Source organism: Enterobacter sp. T2, assembly GCF_010692925.1.
Classification (GTDB): domain Bacteria; phylum Pseudomonadota; class Gammaproteobacteria; order Enterobacterales; family Enterobacteriaceae; genus Enterobacter; species Enterobacter kobei.
Genome location: NZ_CP048736.1, coordinates 3,354,389 through 3,371,309, shown reverse-complemented (window position 1 = coordinate 3,371,309; position 16,921 = coordinate 3,354,389). Strand labels below are relative to the sequence as shown.

Here is a 16,921-nt window from a genome sequence, read left to right as displayed (position 1 = left end):
CTTAACGAGGAAAAGACGAATGTGCGGTATTGTCGGTATCGCCGGTTTCATGCCGGTAAACCAGTCGATTTATGACGCGTTAACGGTGCTTCAGCACCGTGGGCAGGATGCTGCGGGTATCATCACCATTGATGCAAACAACTGCTTCCGTTTACGTAAGGCGAATGGCCTGGTAAACGATGTGTTTGAAGCCCGCCATATGCAGCGTCTGCAAGGTAATATGGGGATCGGTCACGTTCGTTATCCTACTGCTGGCAGTTCCAGCGCCTCTGAGGCACAGCCTTTCTACGTCAACTCACCGTATGGCATCACCCTTGCCCATAACGGCAACCTGACCAACGCCCATGAGCTGCGTAAAAAGCTGTTCGAAGAGAAACGTCGCCACATTAACACCACCTCTGATTCTGAAATCCTGCTCAACGTGTTCGCCAGCGAGCTGGATAACTTCCGTCACTACCCGCTGGAAGCAGACAATATCTTTGCTGCCATTGCTGCGACCAATCGCCAGATCCGCGGTGCATACGCCTGCGTGGCGATGATTATCGGTCACGGTATGGTTGCCTTCCGCGATCCAAACGGCATTCGTCCGCTGGTGCTGGGCAAGCGCGACCTTGGCGATGGCCGTACCGAATATATGGTTGCCTCTGAGAGCGTGGCGCTGGATACCCTGGGCTTCGAATTCCTGCGTGACGTTGCGCCGGGCGAAGCGGTGTATATCACCGAGAAGGGCCAGCTGTTTACCCGTCAGTGTGCCGACAACCCGGTCAGCAACCCGTGCCTGTTTGAATACGTCTATTTCGCCCGCCCGGACTCCTTCATCGACAAGATTTCCGTCTACAGCGCGCGCGTAAATATGGGCACGAAGCTCGGCGAGAAGATTGCTCGCGAATGGGACGATCTCGACATCGACGTGGTTATTCCTATCCCGGAAACCTCCTGCGATATCGCTCTGGAAATTGCCCGTATTCTGGATAAACCTTACCGTCAGGGCTTCGTGAAGAACCGCTACGTTGGCCGCACCTTCATCATGCCGGGCCAGCACCTGCGCCGTAAGTCTGTACGTCGTAAACTGAACGCCAACCGCGCCGAATTCCGTGATAAGAACGTTCTGCTGGTGGATGACTCCATCGTGCGTGGTACCACCTCTGAGCAGATTATCGAGATGGCGCGCGAAGCGGGGGCGAAGAAAGTGTATCTGGCGTCTGCCGCACCGGAAATTCGCTTTCCGAACGTGTACGGCATCGATATGCCAACCGCCAATGAGCTGATTGCGCACGGTCGCGAAGTGGACGAAATTCGTCAGATTATCGGCGCCGATGGCCTGATTTTCCAGGATCTGAACGATCTTATCGACGCGGTGCGCGCCGAGAACCCGGAGATTCAGCAGTTCGAATGCTCCGTGTTTAACGGCGTCTATGTGACCAAAGACGTCGACCAGCAGTACCTTGACTATCTTGATTCGCTGCGCAACGACGATGCGAAAGCCGTTCAGCTGCAAAACGATCTCGAAAGTTTAGAGATGCACAACGAAGGTTAATCTCTCTGCAGGTGAGGGCGCTCGCCCTCACTTGCAACTCCCCGCGAAATCCTGCACAGTCTGCCCTGAAATCAGTAAGGGCGAAAATCATGAAACGACTCATTGTTGGGCTCAGCGGTGCCAGTGGCGCCATTTACGGCGTACGTCTGCTGCAGGTTTTGCGCGACGTAGCGGAAGTCGAAACCCATCTGGTGATGAGCCAGGCGGCGCGACAAACCCTCTCCCTTGAAACCGATCTCTCCCTGCGTGATGTTCAGGCACTGGCCGACGTCGTTCACGACGCGCGCGATATCGCCGCCAGCATCTCCTCAGGCTCGTTTAAAACCGCTGGCATGGTGATCCTGCCCTGTTCAATTAAAACGCTCTCCGGCATTGTGAACAGCTATACCGACACGCTGGTAACGCGCGCGGCGGATGTCGTGCTGAAGGAACGTCGCCCGCTGGTGCTTTGCGTGCGGGAAACGCCGCTACATCTGGGGCATTTGCGCCTGATGACCCAGGCCGCCGAGCTGGGCGCCGTGATCATGCCGCCGGTACCGGCGTTTTATCATCGCCCGCAGTCGCTGGATGATGTGATCAACCAGACCGTCAACCGCGTGCTGGATCAGTTTGATATCGACCTGCCGGAAGATCTCTTCACCCGCTGGCAGGGAGCCTGATTCTGTGCACACATGCTGTGCATGAAAAGAGACGTTGCCCTGTTTCAGGGCAATTATGCAACGGCGATCATATCCTCGACATTTAATTCGTTTTTTCCCTTTTTCTCTCTCCGGTTCGTTCGGCAGACCTGCTATCTTTCACCATTAAGGCAATATTGCAACGTTTTATTAACATATTTAACGTCGAAGTTTTGACCAGACGGCAATGTGGCATAAGACCTGCAAGAGAAGCCTGCAACACAACACACAACACAATACATAATAAAATCACGGTACTTGAGGGTAAATGTATGAAGAAGACGGTTCTGGCTCTGTCTTTGCTGGTGGGGTTAAGTGCGGCGGCAGGTAGCTATGCAGCGCTTCCACAGACGGTTCGTATCGGTACAGACGCAACCTACGCGCCATTCTCTTCCAAGGATGCGAAAGGCGATTTCGTGGGGTTTGATATCGATCTGGGAAATGAAATGTGCAAACGCATGCAGGTAAAATGCACATGGGTGGGCAGCGACTTTGACGCATTAATTCCGTCGCTGAAAGCCAAGAAAATCGACGCCATTATCTCTTCTCTCTCTATCACCGAAAAACGTCAGCAGGAGATTGCCTTCTCTGACAAGCTCTACGCCGCTGATTCACGTCTGATTGCTGCTAAAGGCTCCCCGATCCAGCCGACCATCGACTCGCTGAAAGGCAAGCATGTTGGCGTGCTCCAGGGGTCAACGCAGGAAGGTTATGCCAATGCCAACTGGCGCGAGAAGGGTGTCGACGTGGTTGCCTATCAGAATCAGGATCTGATTTACTCTGACCTGTCGGCGGGCCGTCTGGATGCCGCATTCCAGGATGAAGTCGCCGCGAGCGAAGGCTTCCTGAAGCAGCCAGCCGGGAAAGACTACGCTTTTGCAGGCCCGTCCGTGAAAGACAAAAAATACTTTGGTGACGGCACCGGTATTGGCCTGCGTAAGGATGATACCGAGCTGAAAGCCGCCTTTGACAAAGCGTTTACAGAGCTGCGTAAAGACGGTACTTACGACAAACTGGCGAAGAAATACTTCGACTTCAACGTCTACGGTGACTGAGACCTGACGGTGATGCACTGAAAAGAGGCATCAGGCGAAGGGGTGATCCAGTATGGTGCGTTAAATGCACTATATTGGATCGCTTTGTGCATACTTACGCATTTATAATGCAAAATATCCCGGCCCGAAGGCATTAATCTTTGCCTGAAGGTGGGGATTAATGGCACATTAGCACCACCCCGTCGTCGTAAAAATCCCGTATGAAGACAGTTTGTTGAGGACAAATATGAAAAAACTCGTGTTGTCACTATCTCTGGTGCTGGCCTTTTCCAGCGCTACCGCGGCATTCGCAGCCATTCCGCAGAAAATCCGTATTGGTACCGATCCAACCTATGCGCCGTTTGAATCGAAGAATTCAAAGGGTGAGCTGGTGGGTTTTGACATCGATCTGGCCAATGAGCTGTGCAAACGCATCAAAGCGCAATGTACCTACGTTGAGAACCCGCTGGACGCGCTGATCCCATCCCTGAAAGCAAAAAAAATCGACGTAATTATGTCCTCGCTCTCCATCACTGAAAAACGCCAGCAGGAGATTGCCTTCACCGACAAACTCTACGCGGCCGATTCACGTCTCGTAGTGGCGAAGTCTTCTGATATTCAGCCAACGCTTGAGTCGCTGAAGGGCAAACGCGTGGGCGTGCTGCAGGGCACCACCCAGGAAACCTACGGTAACGAACACTGGGCGCCGAAGGGGATCGAAATTGTCTCCTATCAGGGCCAGGAAAATATTTACGCAGACCTGACGGCCGGCCGTATTGATGCGGCATTCCAGGATGAAGTCGCGGCAAGCGAAGGCTTCCTGAAAACGCCGGTGGGCAAAGATTACAAGTTCGGCGGTCCGTCCATTAAGGATGTGAAGTTGTTCGGTGTGGGTACCGGTATGGGCCTTCGCAAAGAAGACAACGAACTGCGCGAAGCGCTGAACAAAGCGTTTGCGGAAATGCGCGCTGACGGTACCTATGACAAGCTGGCGAAAAAGTACTTTGATTTCAATGTGTACGGCGGCTAATCGCTCCGTCAAATAACGTGCGGCCCCTCCCGATGCGGGAGGGGAAAAGACACGGTTTCACCACTCACGATACGACAGGGCTCGCGGTATGCTGTACGGATTTTCTGGCGTCATTTTACAGGGCGCGCTTGTCACCCTTGAGCTGGCTATCAGCTCCGTGGTGCTGGCTGTGCTGATAGGTCTGGCGGGCGCAGGGGCGAAGCTTTCGGCTAACAAACCGCTGGCGCTCATTTTTGAAGGCTATACCACGCTCATTCGCGGCGTACCCGATCTGGTGCTGATGCTGCTCATCTTTTATGGTCTGCAGATTGCGTTAAACAGCGTAACGGATGCGATGGGACTGGGACAAATTGATATCGACCCGATGGTGGCCGGTATTATTACCCTCGGTTTTATCTACGGTGCCTACTTCACCGAAACCTTCCGCGGTGCTTATATGGCCGTGCCGAAAGGTCACATTGAGGCGGCAACCGCATTTGGTTTTACCTCTTCACAAACGTTTCGCCGGATCATGTTCCCGGCCATGATGCGCTATGCGCTGCCGGGCATTGGTAACAACTGGCAGGTTATCCTCAAAGCGACGGCGCTGGTCTCTTTGCTCGGTCTGGAAGATGTGGTCAAAGCCACTCAGCTGGCAGGTAAAAGCACCTGGGAGCCCTTCTACTTTGCGGTGGTCTGTGGCGTGATCTATCTGGTCTTTACGACCGTCTCCAATGGTGTGCTGCTTCTGCTTGAGCGTCGCTACTCCGTGGGTGTGAAGAGGGCTGACCTGTGATTGAGATTATTCAGGAATACTGGAAATCCCTGCTGTGGACGGATGGCTATCGCTTTACCGGCGTGGCGATCACGCTGTGGCTGCTGATTTCGTCCGTGGTGATGGGCGGCATTCTGGCGGTGTTTCTCGCCATTGGCCGCGTGTCGAACAATAAATTTATTCAGTTCCCCATCTGGCTGTTTACCTACGTCTTTCGCGGTACGCCGCTGTACGTGCAGCTGCTGGTCTTCTATTCAGGCATGTACACGCTGGAAATCGTAAAAGGCACGGAAATGCTGAATGCGTTCTTCCGTAGCGGCCTGAACTGTACGGTGCTGGCGTTGACGCTCAACACCTGTGCCTATACCACCGAGATCTTTGCCGGGGCTATTCGTTCCGTGCCTTATGGTGAGATTGAAGCGGCGCGGGCGTATGGCTTTTCGTCGGTAAAACTTTACCGCTGCATTATTCTGCCATCGGCGCTGCGTATTGCGCTGCCTGCATACAGCAACGAAGTGATTCTGATGCTGCACTCCACTGCGCTTGCCTTTACCGCGACGGTGCCGGATCTGCTCAAAATCGCGCGCGATATTAACTCCGCGACCTATCAGCCGTTTACCGCGTTTGGCATTGCGGCGGTGCTCTATTTAATTATCTCTTATGTCTTGATTAGCCTGTTCCGCAAGGCTGAAAAACGCTGGTTGCAGCATATAAAACCTTCTTCGACGCACTGAGAAAGATGATGGCTGAGAACAAATTAAACGTTATTGATTTGCACAAACGCTACGGCGAACATGAAGTGCTGAAAGGGGTGTCGCTGCAGGCGAATGCAGGCGACGTAATCAGTATCATCGGCTCATCCGGCTCGGGTAAAAGTACCTTCCTGCGCTGCATTAACTTCCTCGAAAAACCGAGTGAAGGCTCGATTGTGGTGAGCGGGCAGAATATTAATCTGATACGCGATAAAGACGGCCAGTTGAAGGTGGCGGATAAGAATCAGCTGCGCCTGCTGCGCACGCGTCTGACCATGGTGTTCCAGCACTTCAACCTCTGGAGCCATATGACGGTGCTGGAGAACGTGATGGAAGCGCCGATTCAGGTGCTGGGCCTGAGCAAACAGGAAGCCCGCGAGCGCGCGGTGAAATACCTGGCGAAAGTGGGTATCGACGAGCGTCAGCAGATGAAATACCCGGTGCACCTCTCCGGCGGTCAGCAGCAACGTGTCTCCATCGCCCGCGCGCTGGCGATGGAACCCGAAGTGCTGCTGTTCGATGAACCGACTTCAGCGCTGGATCCTGAACTCGTTGGCGAAGTGCTGCGCATCATGCAGAAGCTGGCCGAAGAGGGCAAAACGATGGTGGTGGTGACGCACGAGATGGGCTTTGCCCGTAACGTTTCTAACCACGTCATCTTCCTGCATCAGGGCAAAATTGAAGAGCAGGGCCATCCGGACGACGTCTTAGCGAATCCGCAAAGCCCGCGTCTGCAGCAGTTCCTGAAAGGCTCCCTGAAATAGCGGGGGTTTTCCCTCTCCCTTGAGGGAGAGGGCTGGGATGAGGGGGAACATACGGCTGTAGTGGTCATTCCGTTCACTTTATGTACCATGCTACTCTGTAACGACATGACCGGTGAACGTGCCAGGGTGGCTCAGTCGCCACCACCCTGGCGACCCGGGCTCCCGGCGGTAAATCGCCGCTTTGCGGTGCCCTCGGCTTATTCCTTCCGGCTTATCGGGTACGGGCGGAGGCAACGTCCCTGTAAAGCCCGCCCTCTCGGCGCATCCATGCGCCTCGCCCCGGCCTACAGGAAACGCCTCAGCGATTTACAGCCGGACCAGGGCGTCGCTGTAAGTTATTCATTTCTCATAAGAAGCGTTCATCGCTTCAGGAAAAAAATTACTGGGGATCCCTCAGCCCTGTGGGAGAGGAGCGGGGATGAGGGCATCAGACCGCAGTACAGCCCAATCGCCCGGTGGCGCTTCGCTTACCGGGCCTACAAAAACCGCAGTGCCGCCCGGCATTCAGACCGCACCACACTCCAGCCGATAGACCCAGTCGTCATACCGCACCCCATTAATTTCATATGCCTTTTCCAGTACCTGCGTACGCACAAACCCGGCTTTCTCCAGCACGCGCACCGACCCGCCGTTATCCGCCAGCACAAACGCGTTAATGGCCTTCACGCCGGTCTGGTTAAAGGCGTAATCACACACCGCGCGCAGCGCCTCGCTGGCAATACCTTTCCCCTGCGCAGCAGGCACAACCGTATAGCCGATATCTGCCTCTTCATGATTCGCCGGGCTGATTTGCAGGCCAATATCGCCAAGCGGGGTCTCCTCATCCCGAAAACGGATCACGAAAACATGCTCGGCCATCAGGCGCGCGGCAAACACGCGTCGGGTCTCTTTTTCCGGCGCGATGGCGGACATATAGCGCATGATGTCGCGGTTTTCACGCAGCGAGCGGAAGAAGGCCCAGTCGGTGGGTTCGAAAGGGGTGAGATGAAGCCGGGGAGTGGTGATGGTTGCCATTGTTACGCCATTTCATCGGAACATGGCGTACAACTGTAACATATTCACCGCACCACATCCCCCAGCGCCTCTTCTAAGTCATACCAGCGGAACGCGAACCCCGCCGCTTCCAGCCGTTTGGGTAGCGCCCGTTGTCCGCCTAATACCAGCACGGACGCTTCACCCATCATCAGGCGAATCACCGTGGCAGGTACGCGCAATATCGCCGGGCGATGCAGGGCGTGCCCCAGAGCGTGAGCAAACTGTTCATTACGCACGGGATATGGCGCGACCATATTAAACGGTCCGCGCAGGTCGTTATCCAGCAGCCAGAGAATGCCGTTGACCATATCGTCGATATGGATCCACGCCAGATACTGACGGCCGTTGCCAATCGGTCCACCGAGTCCCAGCTTAAAAGGCGGGAGCATTTTGCCCAAAATACCGCCGTTCGGCGCCAGTACCACACCGGTACGCAGCAGGCAGACGCGGGTACGATCGCTTTGCGCCGCACAGGCGATGCGTTCCCACTGGGCACAGAGTTTATGGGTAAATTCGTTGTGGGGCGGCTCTTCCTCGGTCACCACCACTTCGCCAAGATCGCCGTAATAGCCCGTCGCTGAGCCCGAAATCAGCACCGACGGCGGCGTGTGGCTGTTGCGAATCAGCTCAACCAGCTTCTCGGTGATGTTCCAGCGGCTGCTGCAGAGCCGCTGTTTCTGCTCTTCGGTCCAGCGCTTATCGGCAATGGGTTCACCCGCGAGGTTGATGACGGCATCAAAGCCGTCCAGATTCTGCTGCTCAGCCAGCCCTTTCCAGATGTCGACGCCTGCGCCCAGCACCTGACGCGCTTTTTCCGGGCTGCGCGTCACCACGGTGATGTCATGATGCAGCGCCTGAAGACGCGCAATGAGATGGCGACCAATCAGACCCGTACCGCCGGTCAGCAAAATCTTCATACAACCTCCAGGTTTATCCCTGGCGTCGCCAGCTTAACGTCATAGAGACGGAGTCGGCGTAGCGCAGGGCGTGAAGTTTATCGATCTCTACTTCAGCATAAGTGACCCAGTGATGATCGCGTGCGATATCGAGCACATCCTGAGTTAATTTCTCCAGCAGAGAGAAGCGGTTGTTCTCCACGTACTGAATGATGTTTTTGGTTATCGTGCGATAGTTCAGCGCGTCATTGATGTCTTCGCTGGCCCGCGCTTTGTCGGCGGGATAGTGAATAACCACATTAATGACAATATCCTGACGGTTGGCAATCTCTTCCTCTTTGATACCGATGAAGGTACGCAAGCGTAAATTTTTTATACGAATAATAGCGTCTGGCTGTGACATTGCAGGTCTTCTCCGTGTCAGTAATTGCCGCCCATAATACATGAGAGGCTTGCAGGCACACAGCCTCCTATAAGGTTAAATCTGCTGGATTTTTTGCAGTGCGCGTTCGGTGGCCGGGCGGGTACGGATACGTTCAAACCAGTTGTTCACCGCCGGGTAGGACGCGAGATCAATCCGGTGTTTTTCATGGGTATTCACCCACGGCCAGCAGGCGATATCGGCAATGCTGTAATGATCTCCCCCAAGCCACGGCGTTTTTTCCAGCCGCTGGTTTAGCACGCCATACAAACGTTGCGTCTCCACCTGATAGCGTTCTATCGCATAAGGGATGGGCTGCGGGGCGTAAGCGGTAAAATGGTGATTCTGTCCCAGCATGGGCCCAAGTCCGCTCGCCTGCCAGAAGAGCCATTGCAAGGTATGGTGACGTTCACGCAGCTCCCCGCTCAGGAGTTTGCCGGTTTTCTCCGCCAGATAGAGCAAAATTTCGCCGGATTCAAACAGGCTCAACGGTCTTCCTCCGTCGGCCGGCTGATTATCAATAATGGCCGGAATTTTATTGTTCGGCGAGATAGCCAGAAAGAGAGGACTGAACTGTTCACCTTTGCTGATATCCACGCGAATGATTCTGTAATCCAGTTCGGCTTCTTCGAGAAAGAGGGTGATCTTATGGCCGTTTGGGGTAGGGGCGTAATAAAGGTCAATCATTCTCAACTCCTGTCCATGCGAATAGTAGTGCCACGACAACTGAGTATAGGTAATTGTTGTAAATCGTGAGTTTTCATCAAGTGACAGCGGGGCAAAGAGATTATATGTTGAGTAAAAAACCGATCAGCCGATGAGGATGTTATGAACCAGCCCCTAATCACGTTGTGGTCCGATGCGAATTTCTTTTCCCCCTATGTCATGAGCGTGTACGTTGCGCTGGCTGAAAAAGGGCTTACTTTTACGCTGAAGACCGTTGATCTCGACGGCGGGGAACATCTCAAACCGCAGTGGCAGGGTTACGATCTCACCCGACGCGTACCGGTGCTGGAGGTTGACGGCTTTGCGCTGAGCGAATCATCAGCGATCGATGAATACCTGGAAGATCGTTTTGCGCCGCCCGAGTGGGAACGGATCTATCCTCACGATCTGCAAAAACGCGCCCGTGCGCGGCAGATCCAGGCGTGGCTACGTAGCGACCTGGTGCCGATTCGTGTAGAGCGCTCGACGGATGTCGTGTTTGCTGGGGTGAAAAAGCCAGCTTTGAGCGCGGAAGGCACGCACAGCGCCCAAAAACTGATTGAAACGGCCACGTCGCTACTCGCGCACGGCAATCCGAACCTGTTTGGTGAATGGTGCATTGCCGATACCGACCTGGCGCTGATGCTGAACCGCCTGATCCTCAACGGCGATGAAGTCCCTCAGCTGCTGGTGGATTATGCAGCGTTCCAGTGGCAGCGCGCCTCTGTGCAGCGCTATGTGGCACTCTCCGCTAAGCGCGCGGGCTGATAAGCCCTGACGCTTCAGGTATGATAAGGGCAGTGAGTTTTCCGAGGGAGAGACGAATGAAATTGATGTTTGCGTCGGATATCCATGGATCGCTGCCCGCGACCGAGCGCGTGCTTTCTCTGTTTGCGCAAAGCGGCGCGCAATGGCTGGTGATTCTGGGGGATGTGTTAAACCATGGCCCGCGCAATGCGCTGCCGGAAGGCTATGCCCCTGCGCAGGTCGCGGAGAAGCTCAATCCGTTTGCCTCGCGCATCATTGCCGTGCGCGGTAACTGCGACAGCGAAGTCGACCAGATGCTACTGCACTTTCCCCTTACCGCTCCGTGGCAACAGGTACTGCTGGAAAACAGCCGCCTGTTCCTGACCCACGGGCACCTTTTCGGCCCGGATAATCTCCCGGCACTCGCGGCTGGCGATGTACTGGTTTACGGTCATACTCATATTCCGGTGGCTGAAAAACGCGGTGAAATTTATCACGTTAACCCGGGGTCGGTCAGCATACCGAAAGGCGGATATCCTGCGAGCTATGGCATGCTGGATGGAAATACCCTGAGCGTTATCGCACTTAATGATCAGCAAGTTATTGCGCAGGTAGCGATTAATCCGTAAGTTACACCCCAACTGCAAACGCGCCGAAAGAGCGCTTAGACGAGAAGGTTTCCCGATGGTGGAGCAGAATCATTTGGCAAGTACTGAATGGGTTGACATTGTCAGCGAAGAAAATGAAGTGATCGCGCAGGCCAGCCGCGAACAAATGCGTGCAGAGCGTCTGCGTCACCGTGCAACCTACATTGTTGTGCATGACGGCATGGGCAAGATTCTGGTTCAGCGTCGCACGGACACGAAAGATTTTCTGCCAGGTATGCTGGATGCCACAGCGGGTGGTGTCGTGCAGGCCGATGAAGTGCTGCTGGATTCCGCGCGTCGTGAAGCGGAAGAAGAGTTAGGGATTGCCGGTGTGCCATTTGCTGAACACGGGCAGTTCTATTTCGAAGACGAGCATTGCCGCGTCTGGGGCGGACTGTTTAGCTGCGTTTCCCACGGGCCTTTCGCCCTGCAGGAAGAGGAAGTGAGCGAAGTCTGCTGGATGACGCCGGAAGAGATTACCGCGCGTTGCGACGAGTTCACGCCGGATTCGTTAAAAGCACTGGCGCTGTGGATGACCCGCAACGCCAAAAACGAATCCGCTAAGCCGGAAAATAAAGCGGAAAAAGAGGAAGAGGCTGAATAAGCCTTAACAGCTTTCCCGCAGACACAGGCTGGACGCGATAGGTTTATGGTCGCGCCAGTCTCCATCATTCAGACGTTCCAGTAACGCTTTCCCGGCCTCAATTCCAATCTTTCGATGCGGTACCGCCATGGTCGTCAGCGGCGGCTGACAGACGCGGCTGACGTCGCTATCCCCAAAGCCTACGACGGCAAGATCGTCCGGCACTTTGATTCGCCGACGCTGACACTCATACAGCGCACCGCAGGCCAGTTCGTCTGAAACGCATACCAGCGCATCCAGCTCCGGCCACGCCAGCAGAAACTCAGGCAGCTGCGCCGCACCGGTCGAGAAGCTCGGCGGCATGGCGGCGTTAATTACCCGGTTCGGCGACAGATGATGGCGCAGCATCGCTTTGTACCAGCCCTGCAAATGCTGCTGGAAAATCCACTGTTCCTGGTTGGCGCACAGCAGGCCGATATTCTGGTAGCCGCGCTTAATAACCATTTCTGTTAGCTCATACATGGCCGCCACGTTATCAATCCCGATATTCATATCAATCGGGTCGGCGCGCATAGCACCCATCTCCATCACCGGGATGGAGGCATTTTTCAGCCAGTGGCGAACGGTGTCGGTATGCTCCACGCTGAGCAGGATCGCGGCGGCAATATTTGACGCCAGCAGCGTTTCCAGCAGCTTTTCCTCCTGTTCAAGACGATGCTGAGACTCGGCCAGCATGATCTGGTATCCGGCAGGCTGAAGCACCTGCTGTAGCCCGGCAAACATCTCTGAACACCCAGCTTCGGAAAGATTAGGAACAACCATTGCGATCGTCCATGACGACGCCGATGCCAGTGCGCTGGCGGCGAGATTGGGCATATAACCCAGTTCCTGCACCGCAGCTTCAATTTTTTCACGCAGTTTATCGGAAACCTGTTCCGGCGTGCGGAGCGCACGGGAGACGGTCATCGTGCCAACTCCGGCAAGCTGTGCGACATCCGCGAGCGTGACTTTTCCGGTACTGCGCCGTTTTCGGGTTAAAGACATACACCTTCCTGCTGACCAGACGCGTTCTTATTTCCTTCACTCCAGGTGACAGGCAGTATACGCCTTAAATCCCTTTTTTTGCTGTGATTTCACACGATGATAGCATTTTGATAGCGCTATCACACTTCTGCATGTTAATCGTTGATAGCGCTATCTTTGTGACCGGGATCGCAGTCAAGGATTGATGGGTTGAATAAAGTTTGCTCATCTTTGGCGTGACGACGGAGTGAAAAGTGCTCAAAAAGTGGATATATGATACAACCATCACGCTTCAGGAGAGCGTTGAAAGCTGGCCTCAGGCGCTGGAGATATGCGCGAAACCGTTACTGGAGCTGCAGGTGATTGAACCGGAATACGTGACGGCAATCATTCAGCAGCACCATGCTTTAGGACCGTATTATGTGCTGGCACCAGGGCTGGCCATGCCGCATGCGCGGCCGGAAGAAGGCGCCAAAGGACTGGGGTTGTCATTACTAAAACTAAAACAGGGTGTCTCTTTTGGTGCCGGGGAGTTTGACCCTGTCGATGTCATTATTATGCTCGCGGCACCGGACAAACATAGCCATATCGGGATGATCTCATCGCTGGCAGAGTTATTTTCCAGCGACGAAGATATGGAAAAATTACATCAGGCGAATACCCTGGAGGACATTAAAACCATTATTGACCGCTTCTGATTTAATTCTTTAATCCGATTATTCACAACATTACGCGCCAGCGTGATGGGGCGTGCTCTACTCATAAAAGGGGACAACAATGAAAATCATGGCTATTTGTGGGTCTGGCCTGGGCAGCAGTTTTATGGTCGAAATGAACATTAAAAAGGTGCTCAAAAAGCTGGAAATTGACGCCGAGGTTGAACACTCCGATCTCTCCTCCGCCACGCCGGGCGCGGCTGACCTGTTCGTGATGGCAAAAGATATTGCCGCCAGCGCCAGCGTACCGGAAAGCCAACTGGTGGTGATCAATAACATCATTGATATCAACGAACTTGAAGCGCAACTGCGCGCCTGGTTCGAAAGACAATAATCCTGATAAGGCGAGGTGGATATGTTTATCCTTGAAACGCTGAATTTCGTTGTTGATATTTTAAAAGTCCCTTCGGTGTTGGTCGGATTAATTGCCTTGATCGGTCTGGTTGCGCAGAAAAAAGCGTTTTCAGATGTGGTGAAGGGAACCATTAAAACGATTCTTGGTTTTATTGTGCTGGGCGGTGGCGCCACGGTGCTGGTGGGGTCATTAAATCCATTGGGGGGTATGTTCGAGCACGCCTTTAATATTCAGGGCATCATTCCCAATAATGAAGCGATTGTTTCGATTGCGCTGGAAAAATACGGAGCCTCTACCGCGCTGATTATGGCGTTTGGGATGGTAGCGAATATTATCGTCGCGCGCTTTACCCGTCTGAAGTACATCTTCCTGACCGGGCACCACACGTTTTACATGGCGTGCATGATTGGCGTAATTCTCACCGTGGCGGGCTTTGAGGGGGTAGGGCTGGTCTTTACCGGATCGCTGATCCTCGGCCTGATTATGGCTTTCTTCCCGGCCATTGCGCAGCGTTACATGAAGCGCATCACCGGTAACGATGAGATCGCCTTCGGCCACTTCGGCACCCTGGGCTACGTGCTGTCCGGCTGGATTGGCAGCAAGGTCGGCAAAGGCTCTCGTTCAACCGAAGAGATGAACCTGCCGAAGAACCTGAGCTTCCTGCGCGACAGTTCGATCTCTATCTCCCTGACGATGATGATTATCTACCTGATCATGGCGGTGAGCGCCGGGCGGGAGTACGTCGAAGCCACCTTCAGCGGCGGTCAGAACTACCTGGTTTACGCCATTATCATGGCGATCACCTTCGCGGCGGGCGTTTTCATCATCCTGCAGGGCGTGCGCCTGATTCTGGCGGAAATCGTCCCGGCCTTTACCGGCTTCTCTGAAAAACTGGTGCCGAACGCACGCCCCGCGCTGGACTGCCCGGTGGTCTACCCCTATGCGCCAAATGCCGTGCTGATTGGCTTCCTGTTCAGCTTCCTCGGGGGAATAGTCGGGTTGTTCATCTGCGGGCAGTTCAGCTGGGTGCTGATCCTCCCGGGCGTCGTGCCGCACTTCTTTACCGGTGCAACGGCGGGCGTGTTCGGTAATGCCACCGGCGGACGTCGCGGGGCAATGATAGGCGCCTTCGCCAATGGTCTGCTGATTACCTTCCTGCCGGTTCTGCTGCTGCCGGTGCTGGGCGCGATTGGCTTTGCTAACACCACCTTCTCGGACGCCGATTTCGGCGCGGTGGGGATTGTGCTCGGTAACCTGGCGCGCTTCCTGTCACCGCTTGCCATCACCGGGCTGGTCGTGGCGCTGTTCGCGCTGCTGGTGGCCTACAACCTGTTTGCGAAAAACAAACCTGCGGGCGGTAACGCGCAGGAAAATACCGGAGCCAAATCATGAATGAGAATGAGATAACCGAGCTGGCGCGCCAGATTCGCCTTGAGACGCTGAAATCGCTGACGCAGCTCGGATTTGGACACTACGGCGGCAGCATGTCGGTGGTCGAAACGCTGGCCGTGCTGTACGGCGCGGTGATGAAAATCGACCCGGCGGATCCGGACTGGCCAGAGCGAGATTATTTTGTCCTGTCAAAGGGCCATGCGGGCCCGGCGCTGTACAGCACGCTGGCGATCAAGGGCTACTTCCCGGTGGAGGAACTGAGCACCCTGAACCAGAACGGTACGCGCCTGCCGAGCCATCCGGATCGCCTGAAAACACGCGGCGTGGATGCGACCACCGGTTCGCTGGGGCAGGGGATTTCCATTGCTGGCGGGATGGCGCTATCGCACAAGCTCGCGGGGCGACCGAATCGGGTTTTCTGCATTGTCGGTGACGGCGAGCTGAACGAGGGACAGTGCTGGGAAGCCTTCCAGTTTATTGCCCACCATCGTCTGAACAATCTGACGGTATTCGTCGACTGGAACAAACAGCAGCTGGATGGCGAACTGGATGAAATCATTTGCGCGTTTGACCTCGAAGGGAAATTCCGTGCCTTTGGTTTTGACGTGGTGACCGTGAAGGGAGACGACATTTCGGCGCTGCTGGACGTGACGTCGCGCGTGCCGGCGAAAGACGCCCGCCCGCAGGTGGTGATCCTCGACAGCATCAAAGGGCAGGGGGTGCCGTATCTCGAACAGCTCAGCAATTCGCACCACCTGCGATTGACCGCGGAGAGCAAAGCGGCCCTCAACGAGACGATTCGCCAACTGGAGGCTTCACATGATTAAGGTTGCACCGGCAGGACAGAAAGACGCCGTTGAGATGCGCAAGGTCTACGCGGGCTTCGTGGCAAAGCAGATTGAGGCCGGAAGCGAGATTATCGCCCTGGAAGCGGACCTGATGAGTTCGATGGCGATGGACGGCGTGGCGCGCGATTATCCGCAGCACGTGATTAACTGCGGCATCATGGAGGCCAACGTGATCGGTACAGCTGCCGGGCTGTCGCTCACCGGTCGCAAACCGTTCGTGCATACGTTCACCGCGTTTGCCAGCCGACGCTGCTTCGACCAGCTGTTTATGTCCCTGGACTATCAGCGTAACAACGTGAAGGTGATAGCCTCGGATGCTGGCGTGACGGCCTGTCACAACGGCGGGACGCATATGTCGTTCGAGGATATGGGCATCGTGCGCGGTCTGGCGCACTCGGTGGTGCTGGAGGTGACCGACGCGGTGATGTTTGACGATGTGCTGCGCCAGCTTATCGATCTGGAAGGCTTCTACTGGGTACGCACCATCCGTAAGCAGGCCCCGAGCGTGTATGCGCCGGGCTCAACCTTCACCATCGGCAAAGGCAACGTGCTGCGTGAGGGAAGCGATATAACGCTTATCGCCAATGGCATTATGGTAGCGGAAGCGCTGGAGGCGGCGCGTCAGCTGGAGCAGGAGGGGGTCAGTGCAGCGGTTATTGATATGTTCACCCTGAAGCCCATCGACCGCATGCTGGTGAAAAACTACGCTGAGAAAACCGGGCGCATCGTGACCTGTGAAAACCACAGCATTCACAACGGCCTTGGCTCGGCGGTGGCGGAAGTGCTGGTGGAAACCTGCCCGGTGCCAATGCGCCGCGTGGGGGTGAAAGAGCGTTACGGTCAGGTGGGGACGCAGGACTTCCTGCAGAAGGAGTACGGCCTGACGGCACATGACATCGTGTCGGCGGCGCGAGAGCTGCTGTAATAAAAAAGGCGACCCTTTGTGGTCGCCTTTTTGTTGCCCGGTGGCGCTAGCGCTTACCGGGCCTACGGTCCTGTAGGCCG

At 55.2% G+C, this 16,921-nt stretch carries 20 protein-coding genes; 15 read left to right on the top strand and 5 right to left on the bottom strand.

Features of this window, described 5'->3' with window-relative positions; all coding sequences use genetic code 11:
* The first annotated feature begins 19 nt into the window (after window positions 1-19).
* The 7 genes from purF to hisP all read left to right on the top strand — a co-directional run bounded on the left by purF (window position 20) and on the right by hisP (window position 6,548).
* A complete protein-coding gene (purF, locus tag G0034_RS16240; protein ID WP_014884664.1) occupies window positions 20-1,537 on the top strand; it encodes an amidophosphoribosyltransferase in 1,518 nt (505 codons plus the stop codon).
* An 89-nt stretch (window positions 1,538-1,626) separates the two neighbouring features.
* The gene (locus G0034_RS16235; RefSeq protein ID WP_014884663.1) at window positions 1,627-2,196 is read left to right on the top strand and encodes a UbiX family flavin prenyltransferase; all 570 of its coding nucleotides are present in this window, start codon (window positions 1,627-1,629) and stop codon (window positions 2,194-2,196) included.
* A 290-nt stretch (window positions 2,197-2,486) separates the two neighbouring features.
* Window positions 2,487-3,269 carry a lysine/arginine/ornithine ABC transporter substrate-binding protein ArgT gene (gene argT, locus G0034_RS16230; RefSeq protein ID WP_014884662.1) on the top strand — a complete coding sequence of 261 codons (783 nt, stop codon included), beginning with the start codon at window positions 2,487-2,489 and terminating at the stop codon, window positions 3,267-3,269.
* Window positions 3,270-3,495: 226 nt separating this feature from the next.
* A complete protein-coding gene (gene hisJ / locus G0034_RS16225) occupies window positions 3,496-4,278 on the top strand; it encodes a histidine ABC transporter substrate-binding protein HisJ (protein WP_008502592.1) in 783 nt (260 codons plus the stop codon).
* Between the two features lie 88 nt (window positions 4,279-4,366).
* Complete coding sequence (locus G0034_RS16220) at window positions 4,367-5,053, top strand: histidine ABC transporter permease HisQ (protein ID WP_014884661.1); 687 nt, start codon at window positions 4,367-4,369, stop codon at window positions 5,051-5,053.
* A complete protein-coding gene (locus G0034_RS16215) occupies window positions 5,050-5,766 on the top strand; it encodes an ABC transporter permease (protein WP_008502590.1) in 717 nt (238 codons plus the stop codon). Before G0034_RS16220 ends, G0034_RS16215 begins: the two co-directional genes overlap by 4 nt.
* Before the next feature lie 8 nt (window positions 5,767-5,774).
* Window positions 5,775-6,548, top strand: coding sequence for a histidine ABC transporter ATP-binding protein HisP (hisP, locus tag G0034_RS16210; protein ID WP_014884660.1), 774 nt, complete (start codon window positions 5,775-5,777; stop codon window positions 6,546-6,548).
* Between the two features lie 504 nt (window positions 6,549-7,052).
* Here hisP and G0034_RS16205 read toward each other — a convergent pair.
* From G0034_RS16205 to yfcG, 4 genes are all read right to left on the bottom strand, one after another.
* Window positions 7,053-7,562: a GNAT family N-acetyltransferase gene (locus G0034_RS16205; RefSeq protein ID WP_023330979.1), complete on the bottom strand. Its 510-nt coding sequence runs from the start codon at window positions 7,560-7,562 to the stop codon at window positions 7,053-7,055.
* A 44-nt stretch (window positions 7,563-7,606) separates the two neighbouring features.
* Window positions 7,607-8,500: a TIGR01777 family oxidoreductase gene (locus G0034_RS16200; protein ID WP_023330978.1), complete on the bottom strand. Its 894-nt coding sequence runs from the start codon at window positions 8,498-8,500 to the stop codon at window positions 7,607-7,609.
* Window positions 8,501-8,513: 13 nt separating this feature from the next.
* Window positions 8,514-8,882 carry a dihydroneopterin triphosphate 2'-epimerase gene (gene folX / locus G0034_RS16195; RefSeq protein WP_023330977.1) on the bottom strand — a complete coding sequence of 123 codons (369 nt, stop codon included), beginning with the start codon at window positions 8,880-8,882 and terminating at the stop codon, window positions 8,514-8,516.
* 75 nt (window positions 8,883-8,957) lie between these two features.
* On the bottom strand, window positions 8,958-9,587 hold the full coding sequence (yfcG, locus tag G0034_RS16190) for a GSH-dependent disulfide bond oxidoreductase (protein ID WP_014884653.1): 630 nt from the start codon (window positions 9,585-9,587) through the stop codon (window positions 8,958-8,960).
* 141 nt (window positions 9,588-9,728) lie between these two features.
* On the opposite strand from yfcG, the gene yfcF reads away from it, so the two are divergent.
* From yfcF to yfcD, 3 genes are read left to right on the top strand one after another with little or no spacing between them, the layout of a single operon-like run.
* A complete protein-coding gene (gene yfcF, locus G0034_RS16185; protein WP_014884652.1) occupies window positions 9,729-10,373 on the top strand; it encodes a glutathione transferase in 645 nt (214 codons plus the stop codon).
* 56 nt (window positions 10,374-10,429) lie between these two features.
* Complete coding sequence (yfcE, locus tag G0034_RS16180) at window positions 10,430-10,981, top strand: phosphodiesterase (protein WP_014884651.1); 552 nt, start codon at window positions 10,430-10,432, stop codon at window positions 10,979-10,981.
* A 55-nt stretch (window positions 10,982-11,036) separates the two neighbouring features.
* Window positions 11,037-11,603 (top strand): NUDIX hydrolase YfcD, encoded by a 567-nt coding sequence (gene yfcD, locus G0034_RS16175; protein ID WP_006811396.1) that lies wholly within the window; start codon window positions 11,037-11,039, stop codon window positions 11,601-11,603.
* Between the two features lie 3 nt (window positions 11,604-11,606).
* On the opposite strand, the gene G0034_RS16170 is transcribed toward yfcD, so the two are convergent.
* Window positions 11,607-12,626: a LacI family DNA-binding transcriptional regulator gene (locus G0034_RS16170; RefSeq protein WP_014884650.1), complete on the bottom strand. Its 1,020-nt coding sequence runs from the start codon at window positions 12,624-12,626 to the stop codon at window positions 11,607-11,609.
* A 233-nt stretch (window positions 12,627-12,859) separates the two neighbouring features.
* Here G0034_RS16170 and G0034_RS16165 point away from each other — a divergent pair, with 233 nt between their 5' ends.
* The 5 genes from G0034_RS16165 (at window position 12,860) to G0034_RS16145 (ending at window position 16,841) form a co-directional block, all read left to right on the top strand.
* Complete coding sequence (locus G0034_RS16165; RefSeq protein WP_045134515.1) at window positions 12,860-13,303, top strand: PTS sugar transporter subunit IIA; 444 nt, start codon at window positions 12,860-12,862, stop codon at window positions 13,301-13,303.
* A 79-nt stretch (window positions 13,304-13,382) separates the two neighbouring features.
* A complete protein-coding gene (locus G0034_RS16160; protein WP_014884648.1) occupies window positions 13,383-13,655 on the top strand; it encodes a PTS sugar transporter subunit IIB in 273 nt (90 codons plus the stop codon).
* A gap of 21 nt (window positions 13,656-13,676) precedes the next feature.
* Window positions 13,677-15,068 carry a PTS ascorbate transporter subunit IIC gene (locus tag G0034_RS16155; RefSeq protein ID WP_014884647.1) on the top strand — a complete coding sequence of 464 codons (1,392 nt, stop codon included), beginning with the start codon at window positions 13,677-13,679 and terminating at the stop codon, window positions 15,066-15,068.
* Window positions 15,065-15,895 (top strand): transketolase, encoded by an 831-nt coding sequence (locus G0034_RS16150; protein WP_014884646.1) that lies wholly within the window; start codon window positions 15,065-15,067, stop codon window positions 15,893-15,895. Before G0034_RS16155 ends, G0034_RS16150 begins: the two co-directional genes overlap by 4 nt.
* Window positions 15,888-16,841 (top strand): transketolase family protein, encoded by a 954-nt coding sequence (locus G0034_RS16145; protein WP_014884645.1) that lies wholly within the window; start codon window positions 15,888-15,890, stop codon window positions 16,839-16,841. Before G0034_RS16150 ends, G0034_RS16145 begins: the two co-directional genes overlap by 8 nt.
* Window positions 16,842-16,921 lie beyond the last annotated feature (80 nt).